19 protein-coding genes and 1 pseudogene are annotated in these 19,281 nt (G+C 30.6%); all 20 read right to left on the bottom strand.

The features are described 5' to 3' along the window. Positions 1-7: 7 nt before the first annotated feature. Positions 8-283 carry a YlmC/YmxH family sporulation protein gene (locus CPJCM30710_RS02255; RefSeq protein WP_212902548.1) on the bottom strand — a complete coding sequence of 92 codons (276 nt, stop codon included), beginning with the start codon at positions 281-283 and terminating at the stop codon, positions 8-10. 53 nt (positions 284-336) lie between these two features. Beyond that, complete coding sequence (locus tag CPJCM30710_RS02260) at positions 337-1,632, bottom strand: M16 family metallopeptidase (protein ID WP_212902549.1); 1,296 nt, start codon at positions 1,630-1,632, stop codon at positions 337-339. Positions 1,633-1,687: 55 nt separating this feature from the next. Continuing rightward, positions 1,688-3,799, bottom strand: a complete 2,112-nt coding sequence (locus tag CPJCM30710_RS02265; protein ID WP_212902550.1) for a polyribonucleotide nucleotidyltransferase — start codon at positions 3,797-3,799, stop codon at positions 1,688-1,690. A gap of 81 nt (positions 3,800-3,880) precedes the next feature. Next, a complete protein-coding gene (gene rpsO / locus CPJCM30710_RS02270; RefSeq protein WP_212902551.1) occupies positions 3,881-4,144 on the bottom strand; it encodes a 30S ribosomal protein S15 in 264 nt (87 codons plus the stop codon). Between the two features lie 119 nt (positions 4,145-4,263). Further along, positions 4,264-5,193, bottom strand: coding sequence for a bifunctional riboflavin kinase/FAD synthetase (locus CPJCM30710_RS02275; RefSeq protein WP_212902552.1), 930 nt, complete (start codon positions 5,191-5,193; stop codon positions 4,264-4,266). Positions 5,194-5,205: 12 nt separating this feature from the next. Then, a complete protein-coding gene (gene truB, locus CPJCM30710_RS02280; RefSeq protein WP_212902553.1) occupies positions 5,206-6,084 on the bottom strand; it encodes a tRNA pseudouridine(55) synthase TruB in 879 nt (292 codons plus the stop codon). Further along, positions 6,081-7,040: a DHH family phosphoesterase gene (locus CPJCM30710_RS02285; protein WP_212902554.1), complete on the bottom strand. Its 960-nt coding sequence runs from the start codon at positions 7,038-7,040 to the stop codon at positions 6,081-6,083. Before CPJCM30710_RS02285 ends, truB begins: the two co-directional genes overlap by 4 nt. Positions 7,041-7,042: 2 nt before the next feature. Then, entirely contained in the window at positions 7,043-7,393 is a 351-nt protein-coding gene (gene rbfA, locus CPJCM30710_RS02290) for a 30S ribosome-binding factor RbfA (RefSeq protein WP_212902555.1), read from the bottom strand. A gap of 13 nt (positions 7,394-7,406) precedes the next feature. Beyond that, positions 7,407-9,482, bottom strand: a complete 2,076-nt coding sequence (gene infB / locus CPJCM30710_RS02295) for a translation initiation factor IF-2 (RefSeq protein ID WP_212902556.1) — start codon at positions 9,480-9,482, stop codon at positions 7,407-7,409. 29 nt (positions 9,483-9,511) lie between these two features. Continuing rightward, entirely contained in the window at positions 9,512-9,820 is a 309-nt protein-coding gene (locus CPJCM30710_RS02300; RefSeq protein ID WP_212902557.1) for a ribosomal L7Ae/L30e/S12e/Gadd45 family protein, read from the bottom strand. Beyond that, on the bottom strand, positions 9,810-10,079 hold the full coding sequence (gene rnpM, locus CPJCM30710_RS02305) for an RNase P modulator RnpM (protein WP_212902558.1): 270 nt from the start codon (positions 10,077-10,079) through the stop codon (positions 9,810-9,812). The genes CPJCM30710_RS02300 and rnpM overlap by 11 nt, the downstream gene beginning before the upstream one ends. A 25-nt stretch (positions 10,080-10,104) precedes the next feature. Next, entirely contained in the window at positions 10,105-11,151 is a 1,047-nt protein-coding gene (gene nusA / locus CPJCM30710_RS02310; RefSeq protein ID WP_212902559.1) for a transcription termination factor NusA, read from the bottom strand. 17 nt (positions 11,152-11,168) lie between these two features. After that, positions 11,169-11,630: a ribosome maturation factor RimP gene (gene rimP / locus CPJCM30710_RS02315; RefSeq protein WP_212902560.1), complete on the bottom strand. Its 462-nt coding sequence runs from the start codon at positions 11,628-11,630 to the stop codon at positions 11,169-11,171. A gap of 310 nt (positions 11,631-11,940) precedes the next feature. Next, positions 11,941-12,984, bottom strand: a pseudogene (locus CPJCM30710_RS02320) (helix-hairpin-helix domain-containing protein); the annotation flags it as partial. 197 nt (positions 12,985-13,181) lie between these two features. Then, positions 13,182-14,231, bottom strand: a complete 1,050-nt coding sequence (ispG, locus tag CPJCM30710_RS02325) for a flavodoxin-dependent (E)-4-hydroxy-3-methylbut-2-enyl-diphosphate synthase (protein ID WP_212902561.1) — start codon at positions 14,229-14,231, stop codon at positions 13,182-13,184. A gap of 11 nt (positions 14,232-14,242) precedes the next feature. Further along, entirely contained in the window at positions 14,243-15,253 is a 1,011-nt protein-coding gene (gene rseP / locus CPJCM30710_RS02330; protein WP_212902562.1) for an RIP metalloprotease RseP, read from the bottom strand. Positions 15,254-15,265: 12 nt separating this feature from the next. After that, positions 15,266-16,420 (bottom strand): 1-deoxy-D-xylulose-5-phosphate reductoisomerase, encoded by a 1,155-nt coding sequence (gene dxr, locus CPJCM30710_RS02335; protein WP_212902563.1) that lies wholly within the window; start codon positions 16,418-16,420, stop codon positions 15,266-15,268. Beyond that, positions 16,420-17,391 (bottom strand): AI-2E family transporter, encoded by a 972-nt coding sequence (locus tag CPJCM30710_RS02340; RefSeq protein ID WP_212902564.1) that lies wholly within the window; start codon positions 17,389-17,391, stop codon positions 16,420-16,422. Before CPJCM30710_RS02340 ends, dxr begins: the two co-directional genes overlap by 1 nt. A gap of 173 nt (positions 17,392-17,564) precedes the next feature. Further along, positions 17,565-18,359, bottom strand: a complete 795-nt coding sequence (locus CPJCM30710_RS02345) for a phosphatidate cytidylyltransferase (RefSeq protein ID WP_212902565.1) — start codon at positions 18,357-18,359, stop codon at positions 17,565-17,567. A 14-nt stretch (positions 18,360-18,373) separates the two neighbouring features. Next, positions 18,374-19,135 carry an isoprenyl transferase gene (locus tag CPJCM30710_RS02350; protein WP_212902566.1) on the bottom strand — a complete coding sequence of 254 codons (762 nt, stop codon included), beginning with the start codon at positions 19,133-19,135 and terminating at the stop codon, positions 18,374-18,376. Positions 19,136-19,281 lie beyond the last annotated feature (146 nt).

Here is a 19,281-nt window from a genome sequence, read left to right on the forward strand (position 1 = left end):
TCTTGGCTTACAACTTCGTTCTTTTAATCACATCATCTTCCACATCTAAAATTATTGTTCTAGCTCCGATCTTTTTAACATACTCCCAAGGAATCTCCAAGAATTCATTGCCTCCAAAAATACTGAATTTAGAAGCATTCAAATTGATGATGAGAAATTGTAAACACCCTTCGTTATCAATTATTATATCATTACTAGCTAGAGAATTATATTTCTCACCATCATTTACATTTATAATTTCATAACGCTCTATTTCACTTAAAAACTTGACATTATCACTCATAGACATTACCCCCTTTAACATCAAATTATGATGTTATCAGGTGATTTATTCCATTAAATGTTATTGTCAATATTATTGTATGCTATTACCTCTTTTTGTGCTAATAGAGAAATATTTTTATGCTCTACATTTTTCCCTACAAATGCACCATTTACTATACCTGGTTTAAAACACTGCTCAAATATATATGATATTGATTCATAATTAATATCATCTATCTTTAAAATTATATCTTCGGGTTTATTTATTCTATTTAAAAACAACACTGACTTACCATTACTAAACATCCTACTACTAGTGCTTTCAAGTCCTAAAATATAATTAGCCTTAATTTTTTCCTTATTTTTGGAAAGCATATCATCACTTATACCTGTTTTAATAAATTTGTCTAGCTCATCTTTAATAACCTCTACTACCTTTTCTCCATAAACAGGGCTCAATCCTACATAAATGTTTAGTAATCCTATATTTTTATAAGAAAGCATGTATGAATAAACTGAATAACACAATCCTAATTCTTCTCTTATCTTTTGAAATAATATAGAAGAGGCTCCCCCGCCTAAAATATTATTTAGCAATATTAAACTATATCCTTTTTCATCACCTAGCTGAACACCTTTTAATCCTAGATTTATATGAAGTTGTTCTATATTCTTTTCAGTAAATAAGAAATTATCTTTTAAAATTGGAGCTGTATATTCAGTTCTGATTTCATTACCTACACACCAGTTTCCAAAATATTTTTCTACCAAATCCTCAAGCTGCTTGCTATCAAATTTTCCACATATTGATAATACACAATTATTAGGTGTATAGTGTTTTTTTAAATAATCAAGTATCATTGCTCTATTAAAAGACTTAACAGTATCAATGAAACCTAAAATAGGATATGAAAGTGAATCTTCCCCAAAAGCAGCCTTTGCATGGATATCTGCAAGTACATCTTCAGGTGAATCTCCATTCATATTTATCTCCTCAATAACTACACCTTTTTCCTTATCTATATCCTCTTCATTAAAATTGCTGTTAAACAGCATATCAGAAAGAACTTCAATACATAAATCTACATGTGTATTTAATGTTTTTATATAATAGCAGGTAGATTCTTTGCTAGTATACGCATTAATTTGGCCTCCAACATTTTCAATATCTTCTGCAATTTGTTTTGCAGTTCTATTTTTCGTACCTTTAAAAAACATATGTTCTATAAAATGAGAAATTCCACTATTTATAACAACTTCATTTCTTGATCCATTTTCAACAAATAAGCCAACACTTATAGAGTTAACATGTTCTATATATTCTGTAACTACTCTTAGACCATTTTTAAGTTTGTATAAATTATACATATTGAACTCCTCCATATATAAAAATAAAAAGGCAACTAAAAATTGCCTTTCATTCTTATTCTTGTTGTTGTTTATTTTCTTCTGAATCTAGTATGGCATCTTTTCTAGAAAGGTTAATTCTTCCTTGATTATCTATTTCAGTTACTTTAACAAGAATTTCATCTCCAACAGAAACTATATCTTCTACCTTATTTACTCTATTTACATCTAACTTTGAGATATGAACAAGACCTTCCTTGCTAGGTAATATCTCAACAAATGCTCCAAATTGTGCAATCTTAGTTACTTTACCAAGATATATCTCTCCAGCTTTAACTTCCTTTGTTAAACCTTCAATTATTTTAAGCGCTTGCTTTACTCCAATTGAATCAGAAGAAGATACAAAAATTCTTCCATCATCCTTTATATCAATCTTAACACCAGTATCAGCAATAATCTTATTAATTACCTTACCGCCTGTTCCGATAACATCTCTAATTTTATCTGGATCTATTTGAATTGTAGCAGTCTTAGGTGCATATAAGGATACTTCTTCTCTAGTTTGTGGAATACATTCCTTAATCTTATCTAAGATTACTAATCTTGCCTTTTTAGCATTATATATAGCAGTCTTTATACAATCACTTGATAAACCAGCTATCTTTGTATCAACCTGAATAGAAGTTATACCTACTTCTGTTCCTGCAACCTTGAAATCCATATCCCCAAAGAAGTCTTCTATACCTTGTATATCTGTAAGAACTTCTTCTTGAGATAAATCTTCTGAAGTTATTAGTCCCATTGCAATACCTGCTGCTGGTCTTTTTATAGGTACACCAGCTGCTAAAAGTGCAAGTGTAGAACCACAAACAGCTGCTTGTGATGTAGAACCATTTGAGCTTAATACTTCTGATACTAATCTTATAGTGTATGGGAACTCTTCTTCAGATGGTATAAGAGGTTCTAGTGCTCTCTCTGCTAATGCACCGTGACCTATTTCTCTTCTTCCTGGTCCTCTTAAAGGTCTAACTTCGCCAACACTATATGATGGAAAATTATAATGATGCATATATCTTTTAGATTCTTCTTCTCCAATGCCATCTAAAATTTGAACATCACCTATTGCTCCCAAAGTTGCAACAGTCATAACTTGAGTAAGACCTCTAGTAAATAATCCTGTTCCGTGAGTTCTAGGTAATATATCTACATCGCAACCGATTGATCTTATCTCATCAAATCTTCTTCCATCTGGACGTCTTTTTTCATTAAAGAGCATATTTCTAACTATTTCTTTTTGCATTCTATAAACTACATCATTAACATCTGACATATTATCTGGATACTTTTCTTTGAAATGCTCATTAATTTGCTTCTTAACTGCATCCATAGCAGTATTTCTTTCATCTTTATCCGTTATATACATACCTGATTTTATTAGTTCAAGTGAAAATTCTCTTACATCCTTTTCAATTTCCTCATCAACCTTATATAAAACAGGTGTTTTCTTTGGTTTGCCATATAATCTCATAGCCTCTTCTTGGAAAGCTACAATCTTTTTACACTCTTCAAAACCAAAACTTATAGCATTAATCATAACATCTTCAGGAATTTCATCGCCACCAGCTTCAATCATCATTACTCTATCTTTAGTAGCACAAACTGTTAATGCAAGAGAACTTTCTTCTCTTTGTTTTGAATTTGGATTTATAATAAATTCACCGTCTATAAGGCCAACCTGAACAGCGCCAACTGGTGTTGTAAATGGTATGCTTGATAGACATAATGCCGTAGATGCAGCATTAATTGCTAGAATTTCAGGAAGATTATCGTTTTCTACTGAAACTACAGTACAAACAACTTGAACATCATTTCTATAACCTTTTGGGAATAAAGGTCTTATTGGTCTATCTACAGCTCTGCCGTGAAGAATTGCTTTCTCTGATGGTTTTCCTTCTCTTTTAATAAAACCACCAGGTATCTTACCAACTGCGTATAATCTTTCTTCGTACTCTACACTTAGTGGAAAGAAGTCTATCCCTTCTCTTGGGTTTTCAGAAGCATTAGCATTTGTTAGTATTACAGTGTCACCATAGCTCACAAGAATAGCAGCATCTGAAAGCATTCCTAAGTTTCCAAATTTAATCTGCATTTTTCTTCCAGCTACAGTAGTTTCATGAATATAATTCATGTAAGTACCTCCTTTCGGTCCAATATGTAAAATTTTTCTTATAAATTTAAAATAATAGAGCGGTATAACCGCTCTAATTGACTATCTTCTTATACCTAATTTTGCAATTATATCTCTATATCTTTCAATATCTTGAGAAGATAAGTAATTTAAAAGCCCTCTTCTTTGACCAACCATCATTAAAAGACCTCTTCTTGAATGGTGATCTTTCTTGTGAGTTCTTAAATGATCAGTTAAAGAATTGATTCTATCAGTAAGTAAAGCTATTTGTACTTCTGGTGAACCAGTATCTCCTTCATGTCTTGCATGTTTAGCTATTATTTCTTGTTTTTTTGCCTTATCCATGTGTCATACACCTCCGTAAATTATCCCCTAATTCCAAGAATAAAGACGGCAAGACTATATTCTTAGGATTAGGTTCTCAAAGGTATTATAACAGAAGCGTTTATGAATGTAAATAAATTTTAAGAGTTAATTACAACTTTATGTTCTGCTGCATACTCCTTGTCTTTGTAAAGTTGACTTTGCAGTTCTTGTAATGAATTAAACTTTTTTTCATTTCTTATTCTTTCAATAAAATATATTTTTAATTCATCTCCATAAATATTTTTTTTAAAATCTAAAATATTTGTTTCTACTGTCAACTCTCTACCATTAACTGTAGGATTGAATCCAACAGATGTAATACCCTTATAAATCTTACTATCATGTTTAACATTTGTATAGTAAACCCCAACTTTAGGTATTACAAAATCTTTATTATAATCTAAGTTAGCTGTTGGAAAACCAATAGTTCTTCCTATTTTTTTCCCTTCCTTAACCTTACCCTTAAGCATATATGGTCTTAAAAGCATTACATTAGATTCTTCTATATTACCGTTAGAAATACATTCGCGAATTCTTGTGCTGCTTACTACTTCATCTTTATAGTTATATGCATTTAAAACATATAGTGCAAAACCTATTTCTCTACTTAAACTCTTAAGAAGAGCTATATCCCCTCGGTTTTTATAACCAAATCTATAGTTAAAGCCTACAATAATTCCCTTAGCTTTATACTTTTTTACTAATGTTCTAATGAACTCTTCTGGTTCAATTCTCATAAAACTTTCATCAAACTCAACTATACAAGATATATCTACACCTAATTTTTCAATAATCTCAAGCTTAGTTTCATTGTCCATTAGCAACTTAGGTGCTATCTCTTTATTAACTAAGGTTAATGGATGATTTTTAAAAGAGAAAACCATACTTAAACCATTATTTTCAGTAGCTAAAGAAATTGTTTTTTCTATTAAGCTTAAATGTCCTATATGTAAGCCGTCAAAACTTCCTAACGCAATATAAGTTTCTTTATGATAGTTCAAGTCTTTTTTTTCATCAAGCACAATCATCTATACTTACCTCTAATCTAATAGTAACTTTTCCATTTTAAAACCATCTTCAAATTTTCTTCCTAAACCTAAAAAAACACTATTTTCATCATAAACTCTATATAATACATTCTGAAAAACTTTATTTTCTGTAAGTCTTCTATCTGCAACCTTAACACCATTAATTAAAAGTTTACTAAAACCTTTATTTATAATAATTTTATCATAAACTTTTAACGCATCTTCAATAGATATTATATGCTGATGTAAATTTTCTTCATTGATATTATCAATATTAATACCATTTTCTTCGTTAAAAATACCATTAGCTGTTCTACATAGGGATGTCATAGTAGCACCAACATTAAGATCTTTACCTATATCATAGCAAAGGCTTCTAATATAAGTTCCTTTAGAGCAAGTTACAGTCATTGAAATATATGGTAAACTTACTTCTACATCATTGATATCATAAATAAATATCTTTCTTGCACTTCTTTCTACCTCTATTCCTTGCCTTGCTAAATCATACAATCTCTTGCCATTAACTTTTAATGCTGAATACATTGGTGGAATTTGTTCTATTTCACCTTTATATAAACTAATCACCTTAACTACATCATCTTCTTTTATTGCAGATATATCATTTTCCTCTAGAATTTTTCCCTCTAAGTCATAGGTATCTGTTATTATCCCTAACTTTAACTGAACCTTATACGTTTTTTTGTTTTCCATTATATAGTCTATTATTTTAGTAGCTTTTCCTAAACAAATAGGAAGAACCCCTGAAGCTTCAGGATCAAGGGTCCCCGTATGTCCTACTTTTTTTTCTTTAGAAATAAAACGAATTTTCTTCACTACATCAAATGAAGTCATTCCTGTATTCTTAAATACGTTTATTACTCCATTCATAATATCATCTCTTTTTCTATTTGATTTAAAATTAAGTTTTTAGCTTCAGATATAGTTATATTTTTCATTGTGACGCCAGAAGCTTTAACATGACCACCACCGCCATATACTTCAGCAACTTTTCTAACATCAAGATCTTTTTTAGATCTTAAACTAACTTTAATTGCTTCATCACTTTCACGGAAAAGCACTGCTGCTTCAACACCCTTTATTTGTAGTCCAAAGGATATGATATCTGATGAATCATCTAAAGTTATTCCAACTTTATTAACCATATCTTTCGTTATTTCCATTACTGAAACTTTATTATCTTGTACTAAATACATATTGGATAAAACAACACCTATTAGCTTAAGTTTTTCGTAAGTCTTATTATCAAAAATACGACTGTGAATATCAGAATGATTTATTGAATACTTTAATAATTCACCAGCTATTTCATGTGTTGTTGTAGTAGCATTTGAATGTCTAAAAGAACCAGTATCTGTAACTAAAGACGTATATAGACACTTTGCAATATTTTCATCTAATTCTAAATTTAAAAGCTTAAGAATTCTATAAACTATTTCTGCAGTAGCAGCAGCAGAAATATCAATATAATTATATTCGCCGAATTTATCGTTAGATAAGTGGTGATCAATATTAATAATAGTGCCTTTAAAGTCTGCTAAGTTTGCTGAAAGTCTTTCAACACTTCCACAATCTAATGTTATTACACAATCTGTGCCTTCTATCGGCTTAAAATTCATTCCATTAATTTCTTGGGAAAAAGGCAGGAAGCCTAAATTCTCAGGAACTAAATCCTTTGAGATTACATAAGCTTCCTTTCCAATCTTTCTTAACCCTTGTAATAGTGCTAGAACACTTCCTAATGCATCACCATCTGGTGATGTATGATAGGTTAAACCAATTTTATCCTTAGTTAATATTACATTAACTATTGAAGTTAGTTTCATAGCTACTTCTCCTTAATCTTTTCAAGTAAAGCATCAATGTGTAATCCATGTTCAATTGAATTATCCATCTCAAAAATAATTTCAGGAGTATATCTAAGGTTAATTCTATGACCAATCTCTTTTCTTACAAAACTACTAGAGTTCTTAAGTGCAAGAAAGGAATTTTGTTGTTCTTCCTCATTTTTACCAAATATACTTACATATACTTTAGCAAAACGCAAATCCTTTGTTACACTAACGTTTGTAATACTCACCATAGCAGTTAACCTTGGATCTTTGATATTATTTCGTATTATATCACTTACTTCTTTTCTTACTTCTTCGTTAATTCTGCCACCTCTATAGCTAGGCATTCATATCACCTCTTTATAGTTCTTTTCTTTGAATTGCCTCCATAGTAAATGCTTCAACAATATCGCCTTCTTTAATATCATTGAACTTTTCTACACTTAAACCACATTCATAACCTGAGTTAACTTCTTTTACATCATCTTTAAATCTCTTTAATGATGAAAGTTTTGATTCAAAAATAACAATTCCATCTCTGATAACTCTAACATCAGCATTTCTTGTAATCTTTCCGTCAAGTACATAACATCCTGCGATAGTACCAACATTTGATATCTTGTAAATCTGTCTGATTTCTGTTCTTCCAAGAACAACTTCCTTATATTCTGGTTCTAACATACCTATCATAGCAGATTTTACATCTTCTATAGCATCATATATTATTCTATATGTCTTTAAATCAACTTTTTCTTTTTCAGCAGCTGCGATGGCATTGTTATCAGGTCTTACGTTAAATCCTATAACGATAGCATTTGAAGCTGTAGCTAGAGTTATATCTGTTTCAGTAATTGCACCTACAGCACTATGAATAACTCTTACTTTTACATCTTCTGTTGACAATTTTTCAAGGGATGCTTTTAAAGCTTCCGCTGAACCTTGTACGTCAGCTTTAACAATTGCTGCAAGCTCCTTTACTTTTCCCTCTTTAATTTGGTTATATAAATCTTCAAGGGAAACTCTATGTGAAGCATTAAAGTTTTGCTCTCTTACTTTGTCTCTTCTAGATTCAGCCATTTGTCTTGCAGTCTTTTCGTCCTTAACAACATTAAATCTGTCTCCAGCAGCTGGAACCTCAGATAAACCAAGAATCTCAACAGGTATTGATGGACCTGCTGATTTTATCTTTTTACCACTATCATCAAACATAGCTCTTATTCTACCATAAGTTGATCCAACTATTATTGAATCCCCTGTATTTAAAGTACCATTTTGAACTAATAGAGTTGCTACAGCTCCTCTTCCCTTATCAAGTTTCGCTTCAATTACTGTTCCTTTAGCTTTTCTTGATGCATTAGCTTCAAGCTCCAACATTTCTGATGTTAGTACTACCATTTCTAACAATGTATCTATATTTTCATGTGTTTTAGCTGAAACTGGTACACATATAGTATCTCCACCCCAGTCTTCTGATATTAATCCATGTTCTGTAAGTTCTTGCTTAACTCTGTCAAGATTTGCACCAGGTCTATCCATTTTATTTATAGCAACAACCATTGGTACCTTTGCAGCCTTACAGTGGTTAATAGCCTCAACTGTTTGTGGCATAATACCGTCATCAGCAGCAACAACTAAAATAACTACATCTGTAACTTGAGCACCACGAGCTCTCATAGCAGTAAACGCTTCGTGACCTGGTGTATCAAGGAAAGTAATTTTTTCATTATTAACAGTTACGGTATACGCACCAATATGCTGTGTAATACCACCTGCTTCAGATTCAGTTACTCTTGCCTTTCTGATTGCATCTAGTAATGATGTCTTACCATGGTCAACGTGTCCCATAACAGTAACAATTGGAGGTCTTTTTTCAAGTTCTTCTTCAACTTCAACTTCCTCTTCAAAACTTTCAAGCTTTGATTCGTCTGCTTTCTTCTCTAAAACAACTCCATATTTCTCTGCTACCTTTTCAGCTGTTTGAAAATCAATTTCTTGATTTATTGCCGCCATTACCCCAGTAAAAATTAGTGTCTTAATAACGTCTGCACCTGGTTTTTTAAGCTTTTCTGCTAATTCTTTAACTGTAATTGTATCACCAATTTCAATGACTGCTCTTTCATCTTCACCATCTTCTGATGAATCATCCATATCGTGTTTCTTCTTTTTCTTATTTTTCTTGCCAGCTTTATTAACCTCTTCAGCAACCATTTCTTCATACTCATCTACTATGGTTTTTTTAGAATCTTCGTCTGATTCCTTTGATTCTGGATTATCAGTTCCTGCCAATAGTTCCTTAATAAGCTCAGCATCTTCATCTTCTATGACACTCATATGGTTCTTTACTTCTATACTAAATTCATCCATTAAAATAGCGATTAATTCCTTACTTGATATGCCTAGCTCCTTAGCTAGTTCGTATACTCTAATTTTTGACATAGATTCACCCCCGATAAAATTCGTTGGACTTATTTTATATTCTCATAATGTGATAAAAGCTTTTTTGCCATATTTAAGTTTGTTACTGCAAGAACATTTATCTCTGGTCTTCCAACACTTAAACCTAACTCTTCTTTAGAAAAAATATCTATCATTGGAATATTATGTTCCTCACAATACTTTGAAAACTTATGTTTTGTTCTTACAGAAACATCCATTGAGAATATAAATAAATGGATTTTCTTTTTATTTAAAATTTCTTCACATCTATTATAGCCTTCTACTAAGTGTCCAGACCTTTTAACTAAGCCTAAGAATTGTAGAAATCTATTCTTCATCAGCTATCTCATCCTTTAATCTTTGATAAATTTCTTCATCAATAACTGCTTCTAAATTTTTGTTTAGCCTCTTAGCTTTAAATGCTTTGTTGAGGCATTCAAGGTTTTTGCAGATATATGCACCCCTACCAGATTTTTTCCCAGTTAAATCTACTGAAATAATTCCTTCAGGACTCTTAACTATTCTTATTAGTTCTTTCTTTGGTTTCATCTCCATGCAACCCGTACACATTCTCATTGGAATTTTTCTTTGTTTCAAAAAAGTCACCTCCTAAGCTAAGCTCTTACTCAACTTGAGATTTACTTTTTATGTCAATCTTCCATCCAGTTAGCTTAGCTGCAAGTCTAACGTTTTGACCTTCTTTACCAATTGCAAGTGAAAGTTGACTATCATCAACTACAACTCTAGCGGATTTATTTTCCTCATCAACTACAGCATTCAACACCTTAGCAGGACTTAATGAATTTGCAATGTACTCTTCTGGAAGTTTACTCCACTTTATGATATCTATCTTTTCGTTTTTTAGCTCATTAACTATATTTTGAACTCTTGCCCCTTTAGGACCAACACATGCTCCCATTGGATCTACTGATTCATCATTTGAATAAACTGCAATTTTTGTTCTTGAGCCAGCTTCTCTAGCTATGCTTTTTATTTCAACAATACCTTCATAAATTTCAGGAACCTCAAGTTCAAATAATCTTTTAACTAAACCTGGATGAGTTCTTGATACAAGGACTTGAGCACCCTTTGAAGTATTCTTTACTTCTACAATGTATAACTTTAATTTTTCATTAAAGTTATATTCTTCACCTGACATCTGCTCATTCGGTCCAAGTATTGCTTCAATTCTTCCTAGGTCCACAAAGACATTACCTTTATCTTTTCTTATTACAGTACCTGTAATAATATCAAACTCTTTTTCTATAAATTCATTATAGATGATATTTCTTTCTGCTTCCTTTATTCTTTGAATAACAACTTGCTTAGCAAGCTGTGCAGCAACTCTTCCAAAATTACGTGGTGTAACTTCTATTTCCACGGTATCTTCTATTTGATATCTTGGATTTATATCCTTAGCTTCTTCAAGGCTAATTTCAGTTACCTCATCATAAACTTCATCTACAACAACTTTTTGAGCGTAGACATGTATTTCACCAGTTTCGCGGTTCATACTTACTCTCACATTTTGAGCTGCTGTTCCATAGTTTGCATAATTCTTTTTATAGGCAGCAATTAAAGCATCATCCAAAGTATTGAAAATTAAATCTTCACTAATACCCTTTTCTTTAACAATTTCCTTCAATGCACCTATAAATTCTTCATTCATTATATTACCCTCCTTATTTATATCTCCCCTTCAAGGTTAACTGCTTTTATCTTATCTTTAGGTACAGTAAATTTCCCATCATCATTTTCAACTATTAGTGTTTCTTCAGTTGCTTCAGCAAGAATACCCTTAACATTTTTTTTCCCACTTATACTCTTGGTAAATCTTACAAGAACCTCTGAGCCAATAAATCTATTGTAATGTTCCTCAGTAAATAAAGGTCTGTTAAGCCCAGGAGAAGATACCTCTAAATAATAAGGATCTTTTATTGGGTCTTCTACATCTAACATATCACTTACTTGTCTACTAACCTTTTCACAATCCTGTAAAGATATACCCTCAGGTTTATCTATGTATATTCTTAAAAAATACTCATTATTTTCTTTAACGTACTCTACATAATAAAGTTCATAACTTAAACTATCTACTATAGGTTTTACAAGTTCTGCAACTTTTTCAACAAGTAATTCCTTTTTCATCTGTTACCCCTCCTTTACATTACAGCATAAGCTGTCCTTAAATTTTATTATTCCCATTACATATAGACCTATGTTTAATTTATTTAAATTAAGCAAAAACGCAACTTTAAAAGTTGCGTTTACAAATATAAAGAGCGGACTTTTTCTGCCCACTCTTAAAAATGCTATTGTAAATAAACTACTACTTTATATACTATCATAGTAATTCTTGGATTACAAGCATTAAAAACAATTAAATGCTATCGTAAATAAACTACTACTTTATATATTATCATAGTAATTCTTGGATTACAAGTATTAAAAATACTTATTAACCAAAAAGACTCAATTGATTTGTTTCTTGTAATCCATCTAAACAACCATGATTGGTAAGAGTTTCAATTACTGTCTTCGATACCTTCGCTCTAATTCTTAAATCTTCCTTAGATATGAATTCCCCATCTTTTCTAGCCTCTACTATACTTTTAGCAGCATTGTCTCCAACTCCCTGAAGATCGTTTATTGGTGGTCTAATCGCCTCTTCTTCAATAATAAACTTTATTGCATCAGACTTATATAAATCAACCTTTAAGAACTTAATCCCTCTCTTATACATCTCATATGATATTTCAAGTATAGTTAAAAGTCCTTTATCTTTTTGTGAGATATTATTTCCTTGTACATATAGTTCATCTATTTTTTCTTTAATTGTTCTTTCCCCTTGACATATTAAATCTGCATCAAAATCATCAGCTCTTACAGTAAAATAGGTTGTATAATAAGCCTTGGGATAGTACACCTTATAATAAGCTATACGTACTGCCATCATAACATATGCTACTGCGTGGCCTTTAGGGAACATATACTTAATTCTTTTACAGGATTCAATATACCAATCCGGCACATTCTTTTCCTTCATAATTTTTTCGTATTCTTCAGAAACACCTTTTCCTTTTCTAACCTTTTCCATTATGTTAAAAACAGTCTTAGGAGGAACATCCTTATACATTAGATATACCATAATATCATCTCTAGTTGAAATACAATCCTTAAGTGTAGTATATCCTTCCTTTATAAAATACTGTGCATTATTTAACCAAACATCAGTACCATGAGAAAGTCCCGAAATTCTCACTAAATCTGCAAAGGATTTTGGTTGTGTATCTAGAAGCATTTAACGAACAAACTTGGTTCCGAACTCAGGCAACCCATAAGTACCAACTTCACAACTTAATTCCTCAGCAGTTACACCGAGTGCATCTGGTTTAGTGAATAGACTTATTACCTTTTCATCATTAAGTGGAATTGTTTTAGGGTCTAATCCAGTTAAATCCTGAAGCATTCTAAGCACCGTAGGGTCATCGTGTCCTAGTAGGAGTATAAGAATATAGCTACTCAACTTCATAACTTAATTTATAATTCGAATATAGCCTCGACATACAATGCTTTTTCTGAATTGATTGATGATTGAAGTTGTTTATCTTTAAAACTAACTAGACATAGAGTCTCTTCAGTTTTAACTAGAATTCACTTTGTGAAATCGTAACAAATAAAAAGCGACAAAGCCGCTTTTTAATAGTTTTCTATTTCCTTAATTAGTTCATTAACTAACTCCTCTTCTTTTACCTTCTTTACAATTTGACCTTTTTTAAAAATCAAACCTTCACCGTTGCCTCCAGCAATACCAATATCCGCTTCTCTGGCTTCTCCGGGACCATTTACTACACATCCCATTATAGCTACTTTTATATTCTTCTGACAAGAAGATAATTTATCCTCTACTTCCTGTGCTATTTTTATTAAGTCAATTTTAGTTCTTCCACAAGTTGGACATGAAATAAATTGTATTCCTGACTTTACATATTCAAATGTTCTTAATATCTCTTTTCCAACCTTAATCTCATCTACTGGATCTCCTGTTAGAGATACTCTTATTGTATCACCAATTCCTTCAGCAAGGAGAGTTCCTATTCCTATACTAGACTTAATTGTACCTCTCCAAACTGTACCTGCTTCTGTAACACCTAAGTGAAGAGGATAATCAACTTTCTGTGACATTAATCTATAACTTTCAATCATATTGATTACATCAGCTGATTTAATAGAAATAACAATATCATTAAAATTCACTGCTTCCAAAATCTCTATATGTCTTAAAGCACTCTCTACTAAAGCTTCAGGAGTTGGTTTTCCATATTTCTGTAACAAATCTTTTTCAAGAGAACCAGAATTCACTCCTATCCTTATAGGAATCCCTCTATTTTTAGCAGCTTCTGCAACAATTCTTACCCTCTCTTCACTACCAATATTACCTGGATTTATTCTTAATGCAGAAACTCCATTCTTTATTGCTTCTAAAGCTAATCTATAATCAAAATGTATGTCTGCAACTAAAGGTATTTTTATTTGTTTTGTTATTTCTTCAATAGCTTTTGCTGCTTCCATATCTGGAACAGCACATCTTATTATATCACATCCTGCATCCTCTAACTTCTTTATCTGCAATACTGTACTTTCTATATCTCTTGTGTCTGTATTAGTCATTGATTGTACCGATACTGGTGAATCTCCACCTATATATACACTTCCTACTTTAACCTCTCTAGTTTTTCTTCTTTTCATTAAATCATCTCCTAAAACTTAACTGGGAATAATATATCTTTTACAGTTACTAAAAACATAAGTATCATTAATAACGCTAAACCAAAATAGTTTAGTGCACCTATAAATTTGTCAGGTATTTTTCTTCTTGTTATTAATTCAATCAGAAGAATAAGAACCCATCCTCCATCTAATGCAGGAAAAGGTAACAGGTTAAATACTGCTAATTGAATACTTAAAAACGCCGTAAACCATATCAACGTCCAAATACCTGCCTTTGCAGCTGTTCCCGTCATCTTAACTATTGTAACTGGTCCACCAACATCAGTTTTAAAATTTGCCTTTCCGGTTACCAATGTTTTTAATGAAGAGAAAGTTTGAGTAACAAGTGCTACCGTCTCCTTAAAACTATAACGGATACTTTCAATAATATTTGGATTTTGAATAAATTCATGAGTTACACCTATTATATATCTTCCATCACTACCCTTAGTTGGAGTTACATTAACATTATATATATTATTTGCTCTTTTATATTGTAAATTAATTGGTTCATCTTTTGAAGAAGCAATTTGAAACACTAAATCATCTTTAGTATACATTTTTTTACCATTAACCTTTAGTAATTCATCACCTGCTTTTAATCCTGCGCTGGCTGCTGGGGAATTAGGGGATACGTCCTTTAATGTATTTAGTGTATAACCAAAATTAACTGTAATTAGGGTTAAAAGAACGATAGCAAGTAGGTAGTTCATTATTGCTCCAGCAGCAACAATTGAAATTCTCTGAAGAGGCGATTTACTTAGAAAACCTCTTTCATCACTAGTTTCTTCTTCTTCACCGTGCATTTTTACATAACCGCCTATTGGTAATGCCTTTATTAAATATTCAGTTTCTTTTCCCTTAAAACCAATGATTTTAGGGCCCATTCCTATTGAAAATTCTTTAACTTTAACATTGTTTATTCTCGCAAGCATAAAATGTCCAAGCTCATGAATTATTATAAGTAAACTAAACGCAATTATAGCTAAAACTATATACATTATAAATCCTCCCTAATTGTATTTTCCGTAGATGTAGTTTCTAACTGATGTATCAGTTTCTAAAATACTTTCAATGGTAACTGTCTTTAAATAATCAAACTTTCTCATACACTCTTCTATTATTTCTGGTATTTGAAGATACGTAATCTTTTTATTAAGGAATAAGTCTACACAAGCTTCATTTGCAGCATTCAATATACAAGGCATAAGCTTACCTGCTCTACCAGCTTCATAAGCAAGTTTTAAACACTTAAAAGTTTTAATATCAGGTTTTTCAAAAGATAAATCATTCATTTCATAGAAGTTTAATTTTTTTGCAATATTTTTTAATCTCATAGGATAACTAAGAGCATGTTGTATAGGTAATCTCATATCAGGACTTCCTAGTTGTGCAATAACACTTCCATCCTTATATTGTACCATAGAATGAATAACAGACTGCGGATGTATAACTACTTCTATATCATCATAACTGCAACCAAAAAGCCAGTAAGCTTCTATAACTTCTAAGCCTTTATTCATTAGTGTTGAAGAATCAATTGTAATTTTCTTTCCCATACTCCAATTTGGATGTTTCAGTGCGTCTTCAACTGTAACTTTTTTTAAAAAATCATTGTTTTTCCCTCTAAAAGGACCTCCTGATGCTGTAAGAATTATTTTATCTAATTCCTCTAACTTATTTCCTTGAAGACATTGGAAAATTGCATTATGTTCAGAATCAACTGGCAAAATTTTAACACCATATTTGTTTGCTTCTTTCATAACAATTTCTCCAGCAACTACAAGAGTTTCCTTATTAGCTAATGCAATATCTTTTCCTGCTCGTATTGCTTCTAATGTAGGTTCTAACCCTATCATACCAACTACTGAAGTTACAACAGTATCCACTTCCTTCAGAGAAGCTACTTTTTTTAATCCTTCCATGCCTACAAATACTTCTGTATTATATTTTTTCTCAGTACAATAGTTGTTAATTTGATAATATGAAGATTCATCATTCATTGCAACGTACATAGGTTTAAATTCATCAATTATTTCTTTTATCTTTTCTACGCTACTATTTGCAGTAACTCCTATTAGTTGGAAATTTTCCTTATAGCACCTTATAACATCAAGTGTCTGTATTCCAATAGATCCAGTAGCTCCTAAAATAGAAATTTTCTTCATCACTTCTCCTCCTGAGTTTTGTTTAATACAATATTTTTTGATAATAAAATATAAAATGGTCCTGCGATAATCCCAATAAGCCCAAAAATCTTCATACCAATATAAATAGATATTAGAGCTATTAGTGGATGTATACCGAGCTTTTCCCCTATATATTTTGTCTCAAGAATTTCTCTATTTACCTGAACAAGAATATATAAGAATATTAATCCTGCTACAACAAAATATTCCTTCAATATAATATTGTATATTATCAATGGAATAAACACAATAATTGTTCCTACATATGGAAGTATATCTAATAATCCACAAAAAATTGAAAATATAAATGCATTAGGTATTCTTAAAATTAAAAATCCTATAAGTGTTTCAATAGTACTAAAAAACATTAAAATGGTTTCAATAACTATTAGTTTTTTCATCTTTTTAAAGGTTAAAGATACATCCATAAAAAATGATGATGGAAATATATTTGAAGCATCATTATAAAACTCTCTCCAGTCAATAAGAAGAAAATATACAGCTATAGTTGCCACTATATATGATGTAATACCATCTGAAGTATATTGTGCACCTTTCTTTAATATAGAATTATCAATAATACTAAAATTATTTTGTAAATTATTAAAACTTGATTTATTAAGAAATATACTTCCTACAATATTTTCAATAAACATGTCCATCTTATGTATATTCTCAATTAAATTCTTCTGAATTAAAGAATAAAACTCACTCCCTAAATAAAATAAACTAGAAAACATAATTAAGTTTATTACTACTAAACTTAAAGCTGCTGATAATTTATCTTTTATTCCAACTTTTAAAAACAAGTTATAAAATGGTTTACAAATAAAAAATAGAACTAAAATATATATAAATGGTTTAAAATAATATTTAATAATGAATGTTATTATAAGTACTATAATGAGTAATATTAAGCAGTTTAATAGTTTTTCATATTCTTTTCTCAATAAATCATCCCTTATTTATTGTTTATATTATTTATATTAACTGCCTTCTTTTAATATACGAAGTTAAATTCAATTGTTTTTGAGCTTTAAATGATTACTCATTTAAGATGAACTTAATTAAGATTACTATAAGCTTTACATAGAAAAAAAGTATTGGATCACTCCAATACTTCTTAATACCCTAAAATAAAAGTTAAATAAAAATATATAATTGTACCTGCGAATAATATACTATCAAATCTGTCTAAAATTCCGCCATGTCCAGGAATTAAATTGCTATAATCTTTTACACCTACATATCTCTTTATTGAAGATGCAACAAGATCACCAAATTGACATAATATACCACATAGTATTCCTATGATAAAATAGTGATATAGCTTAATATCAGGAATATAAGCAGTAATTATATACCCATATAATCCAAGTGAAAGAGTACTACCTAATAATCCACCTATTGATCCTGCAATAGTTTTATTAGGACTAACTAAAGGACATAACTTCCTTTTTCCTAGGTACTTACCTGTGTAATATGCAGTTGTATCACAAAGCCATGAAGCTATAAAAATTAGCCAAACTAAAAATTGTCCTCCTAATTTACAGCTTACTAAATAAATAAAACTAAAAAACACGCCTACATATATAAATCCCATTATGGTTAATGCTACATCTATAAAATTATATTTTACATTAATAACAGGTATACATAATGATATAAGACTTGTAAAAATTAAAATATACATTAGTGCTTCAAAATTATTATTAAATGCATAGTACATTATCAACAATAAATAACCAACTAATGAAAGTGGATTGAATTTTTTTACTTTAACAACTTTATAAAATTCATACATTCCAAGCACTGAAAGAGCTACTATAAAATACTTTAAGAATACTCCACCAAGAAATATAAAAATAATAAATGGAGCAATTAGTAATGCACCTAAATATCGACTATTTAAATTCACAAGATCACCTCGCCTTATTTTATACCACCATATCTTCTTTCTCTATTCTGATAATCGTAAATTGCTCTACGTAAATCACTTTCAGTAAAATCAGGCCAATTAATATTTGAATACCAAAATTCTGAGTAAGCACATTGCCATAATAAAAAGTTACTTAATCTTTGCTCACCACTAGGTCTAATAATTAAATCTGGATCTGGAACTCCCTTTGTATACAGGTAATCTGAAAAAACTTTTTCATTTAGTGAGTTAATACTCTTTTTACCGTCTATGATATCCTTGCAAAGATCTTTAATACCACTTAATATTTCAGCTCTTCCCCCATAATTGAGAGCTAAATTTAGTACTACTCCAGTATTATTTTTGGTTTTATTATAAGCTTCTATAAGTTCATTCTGACATACTTTGGGAAGTTTAGAAATATCTCCAATATGACTAATTACAACATTATTCTTGTTTAGTTCATCAAATTCTTTTCTTAAGTATTCAACTAATAATTGCATAAGAGCATTTACTTCATTTTGTGGTCTTTTCCAATTTTCTGTTGAGAAGGCGTAAAGTGTCAGGTATTGGACACCAAGTTTATTACATTCCTTAATTACTTTTCTGATTGTTTCTATTCCTGCCTTGTGACCCATAGTTCTTGGTAGCTTCCTTTGTTTTGCCCAACGGCCATTTCCATCCATTATTATAGCTATATGCTTTGGTATTTTATTATAATCTAATGATACATCTATGCTACTTTTAACTTTGTTAGATTTAAAAAATTTAAACATCTAACAATACCTCCGCTTATTTAATATAGATAAACAACTTCATAACTAAACTTATAATTCAGGATATACAAGTTCATATCAAATTAAGAATTTTAGGAAAAGTATTGAACTCGAGACTGTTTCCTAAAATTCGTTAAGGATTGAAC

Source organism: Clostridium polyendosporum (genome assembly GCF_018332455.1).
GTDB classification, from domain to species: Bacteria; Bacillota; Clostridia; order Clostridiales; family Clostridiaceae; genus Clostridium_AY; species Clostridium_AY polyendosporum.

Excerpts from the sequence above, each read along its gene's own strand:
- CPJCM30710_RS02255 (WP_212902548.1), bottom strand. The coding sequence starts at position 283 with ATGAGTGATAATGTCAAGTTTTTAAGTGAAATAGAGCGTTATGAAATT.
- CPJCM30710_RS02260 (WP_212902549.1), bottom strand. The coding sequence starts at position 1,632 with ATGTATAATTTATACAAACTTAAAAATGGTCTAAGAGTAGTTACAGAA.
- CPJCM30710_RS02265 (WP_212902550.1), bottom strand. The coding sequence starts at position 3,799 with ATGAATTATATTCATGAAACTACTGTAGCTGGAAGAAAAATGCAGATT.
- rpsO (WP_212902551.1), bottom strand. The coding sequence starts at position 4,144 with ATGGATAAGGCAAAAAAACAAGAAATAATAGCTAAACATGCAAGACAT.
- CPJCM30710_RS02275 (WP_212902552.1), bottom strand. The coding sequence starts at position 5,193 with ATGATTGTGCTTGATGAAAAAAAAGACTTGAACTATCATAAAGAAACT.
- truB (WP_212902553.1), bottom strand. The coding sequence starts at position 6,084 with ATGAATGGAGTAATAAACGTATTTAAGAATACAGGAATGACTTCATTT.
- CPJCM30710_RS02285 (WP_212902554.1), bottom strand. The coding sequence starts at position 7,040 with ATGAAACTAACTTCAATAGTTAATGTAATATTAACTAAGGATAAAATT.
- rbfA (WP_212902555.1), bottom strand. The coding sequence starts at position 7,393 with ATGCCTAGCTATAGAGGTGGCAGAATTAACGAAGAAGTAAGAAAAGAA.
- infB (WP_212902556.1), bottom strand. The coding sequence starts at position 9,482 with ATGTCAAAAATTAGAGTATACGAACTAGCTAAGGAGCTAGGCATATCA.
- CPJCM30710_RS02300 (WP_212902557.1), bottom strand. The coding sequence starts at position 9,820 with ATGAAGAATAGATTTCTACAATTCTTAGGCTTAGTTAAAAGGTCTGGA.
- nusA (WP_212902559.1), bottom strand. The coding sequence starts at position 11,151 with ATGAATGAAGAATTTATAGGTGCATTGAAGGAAATTGTTAAAGAAAAG.
- rimP (WP_212902560.1), bottom strand. The coding sequence starts at position 11,630 with ATGAAAAAGGAATTACTTGTTGAAAAAGTTGCAGAACTTGTAAAACCT.
- ispG (WP_212902561.1), bottom strand. The coding sequence starts at position 14,231 with ATGAAAAGAAGAAAAACTAGAGAGGTTAAAGTAGGAAGTGTATATATA.
- rseP (WP_212902562.1), bottom strand. The coding sequence starts at position 15,253 with ATGTATATAGTTTTAGCTATAATTGCGTTTAGTTTACTTATAATAATT.
- dxr (WP_212902563.1), bottom strand. The coding sequence starts at position 16,420 with ATGAAGAAAATTTCTATTTTAGGAGCTACTGGATCTATTGGAATACAG.
- CPJCM30710_RS02350 (WP_212902566.1), bottom strand. The coding sequence starts at position 19,135 with ATGTTTAAATTTTTTAAATCTAACAAAGTTAAAAGTAGCATAGATGTA.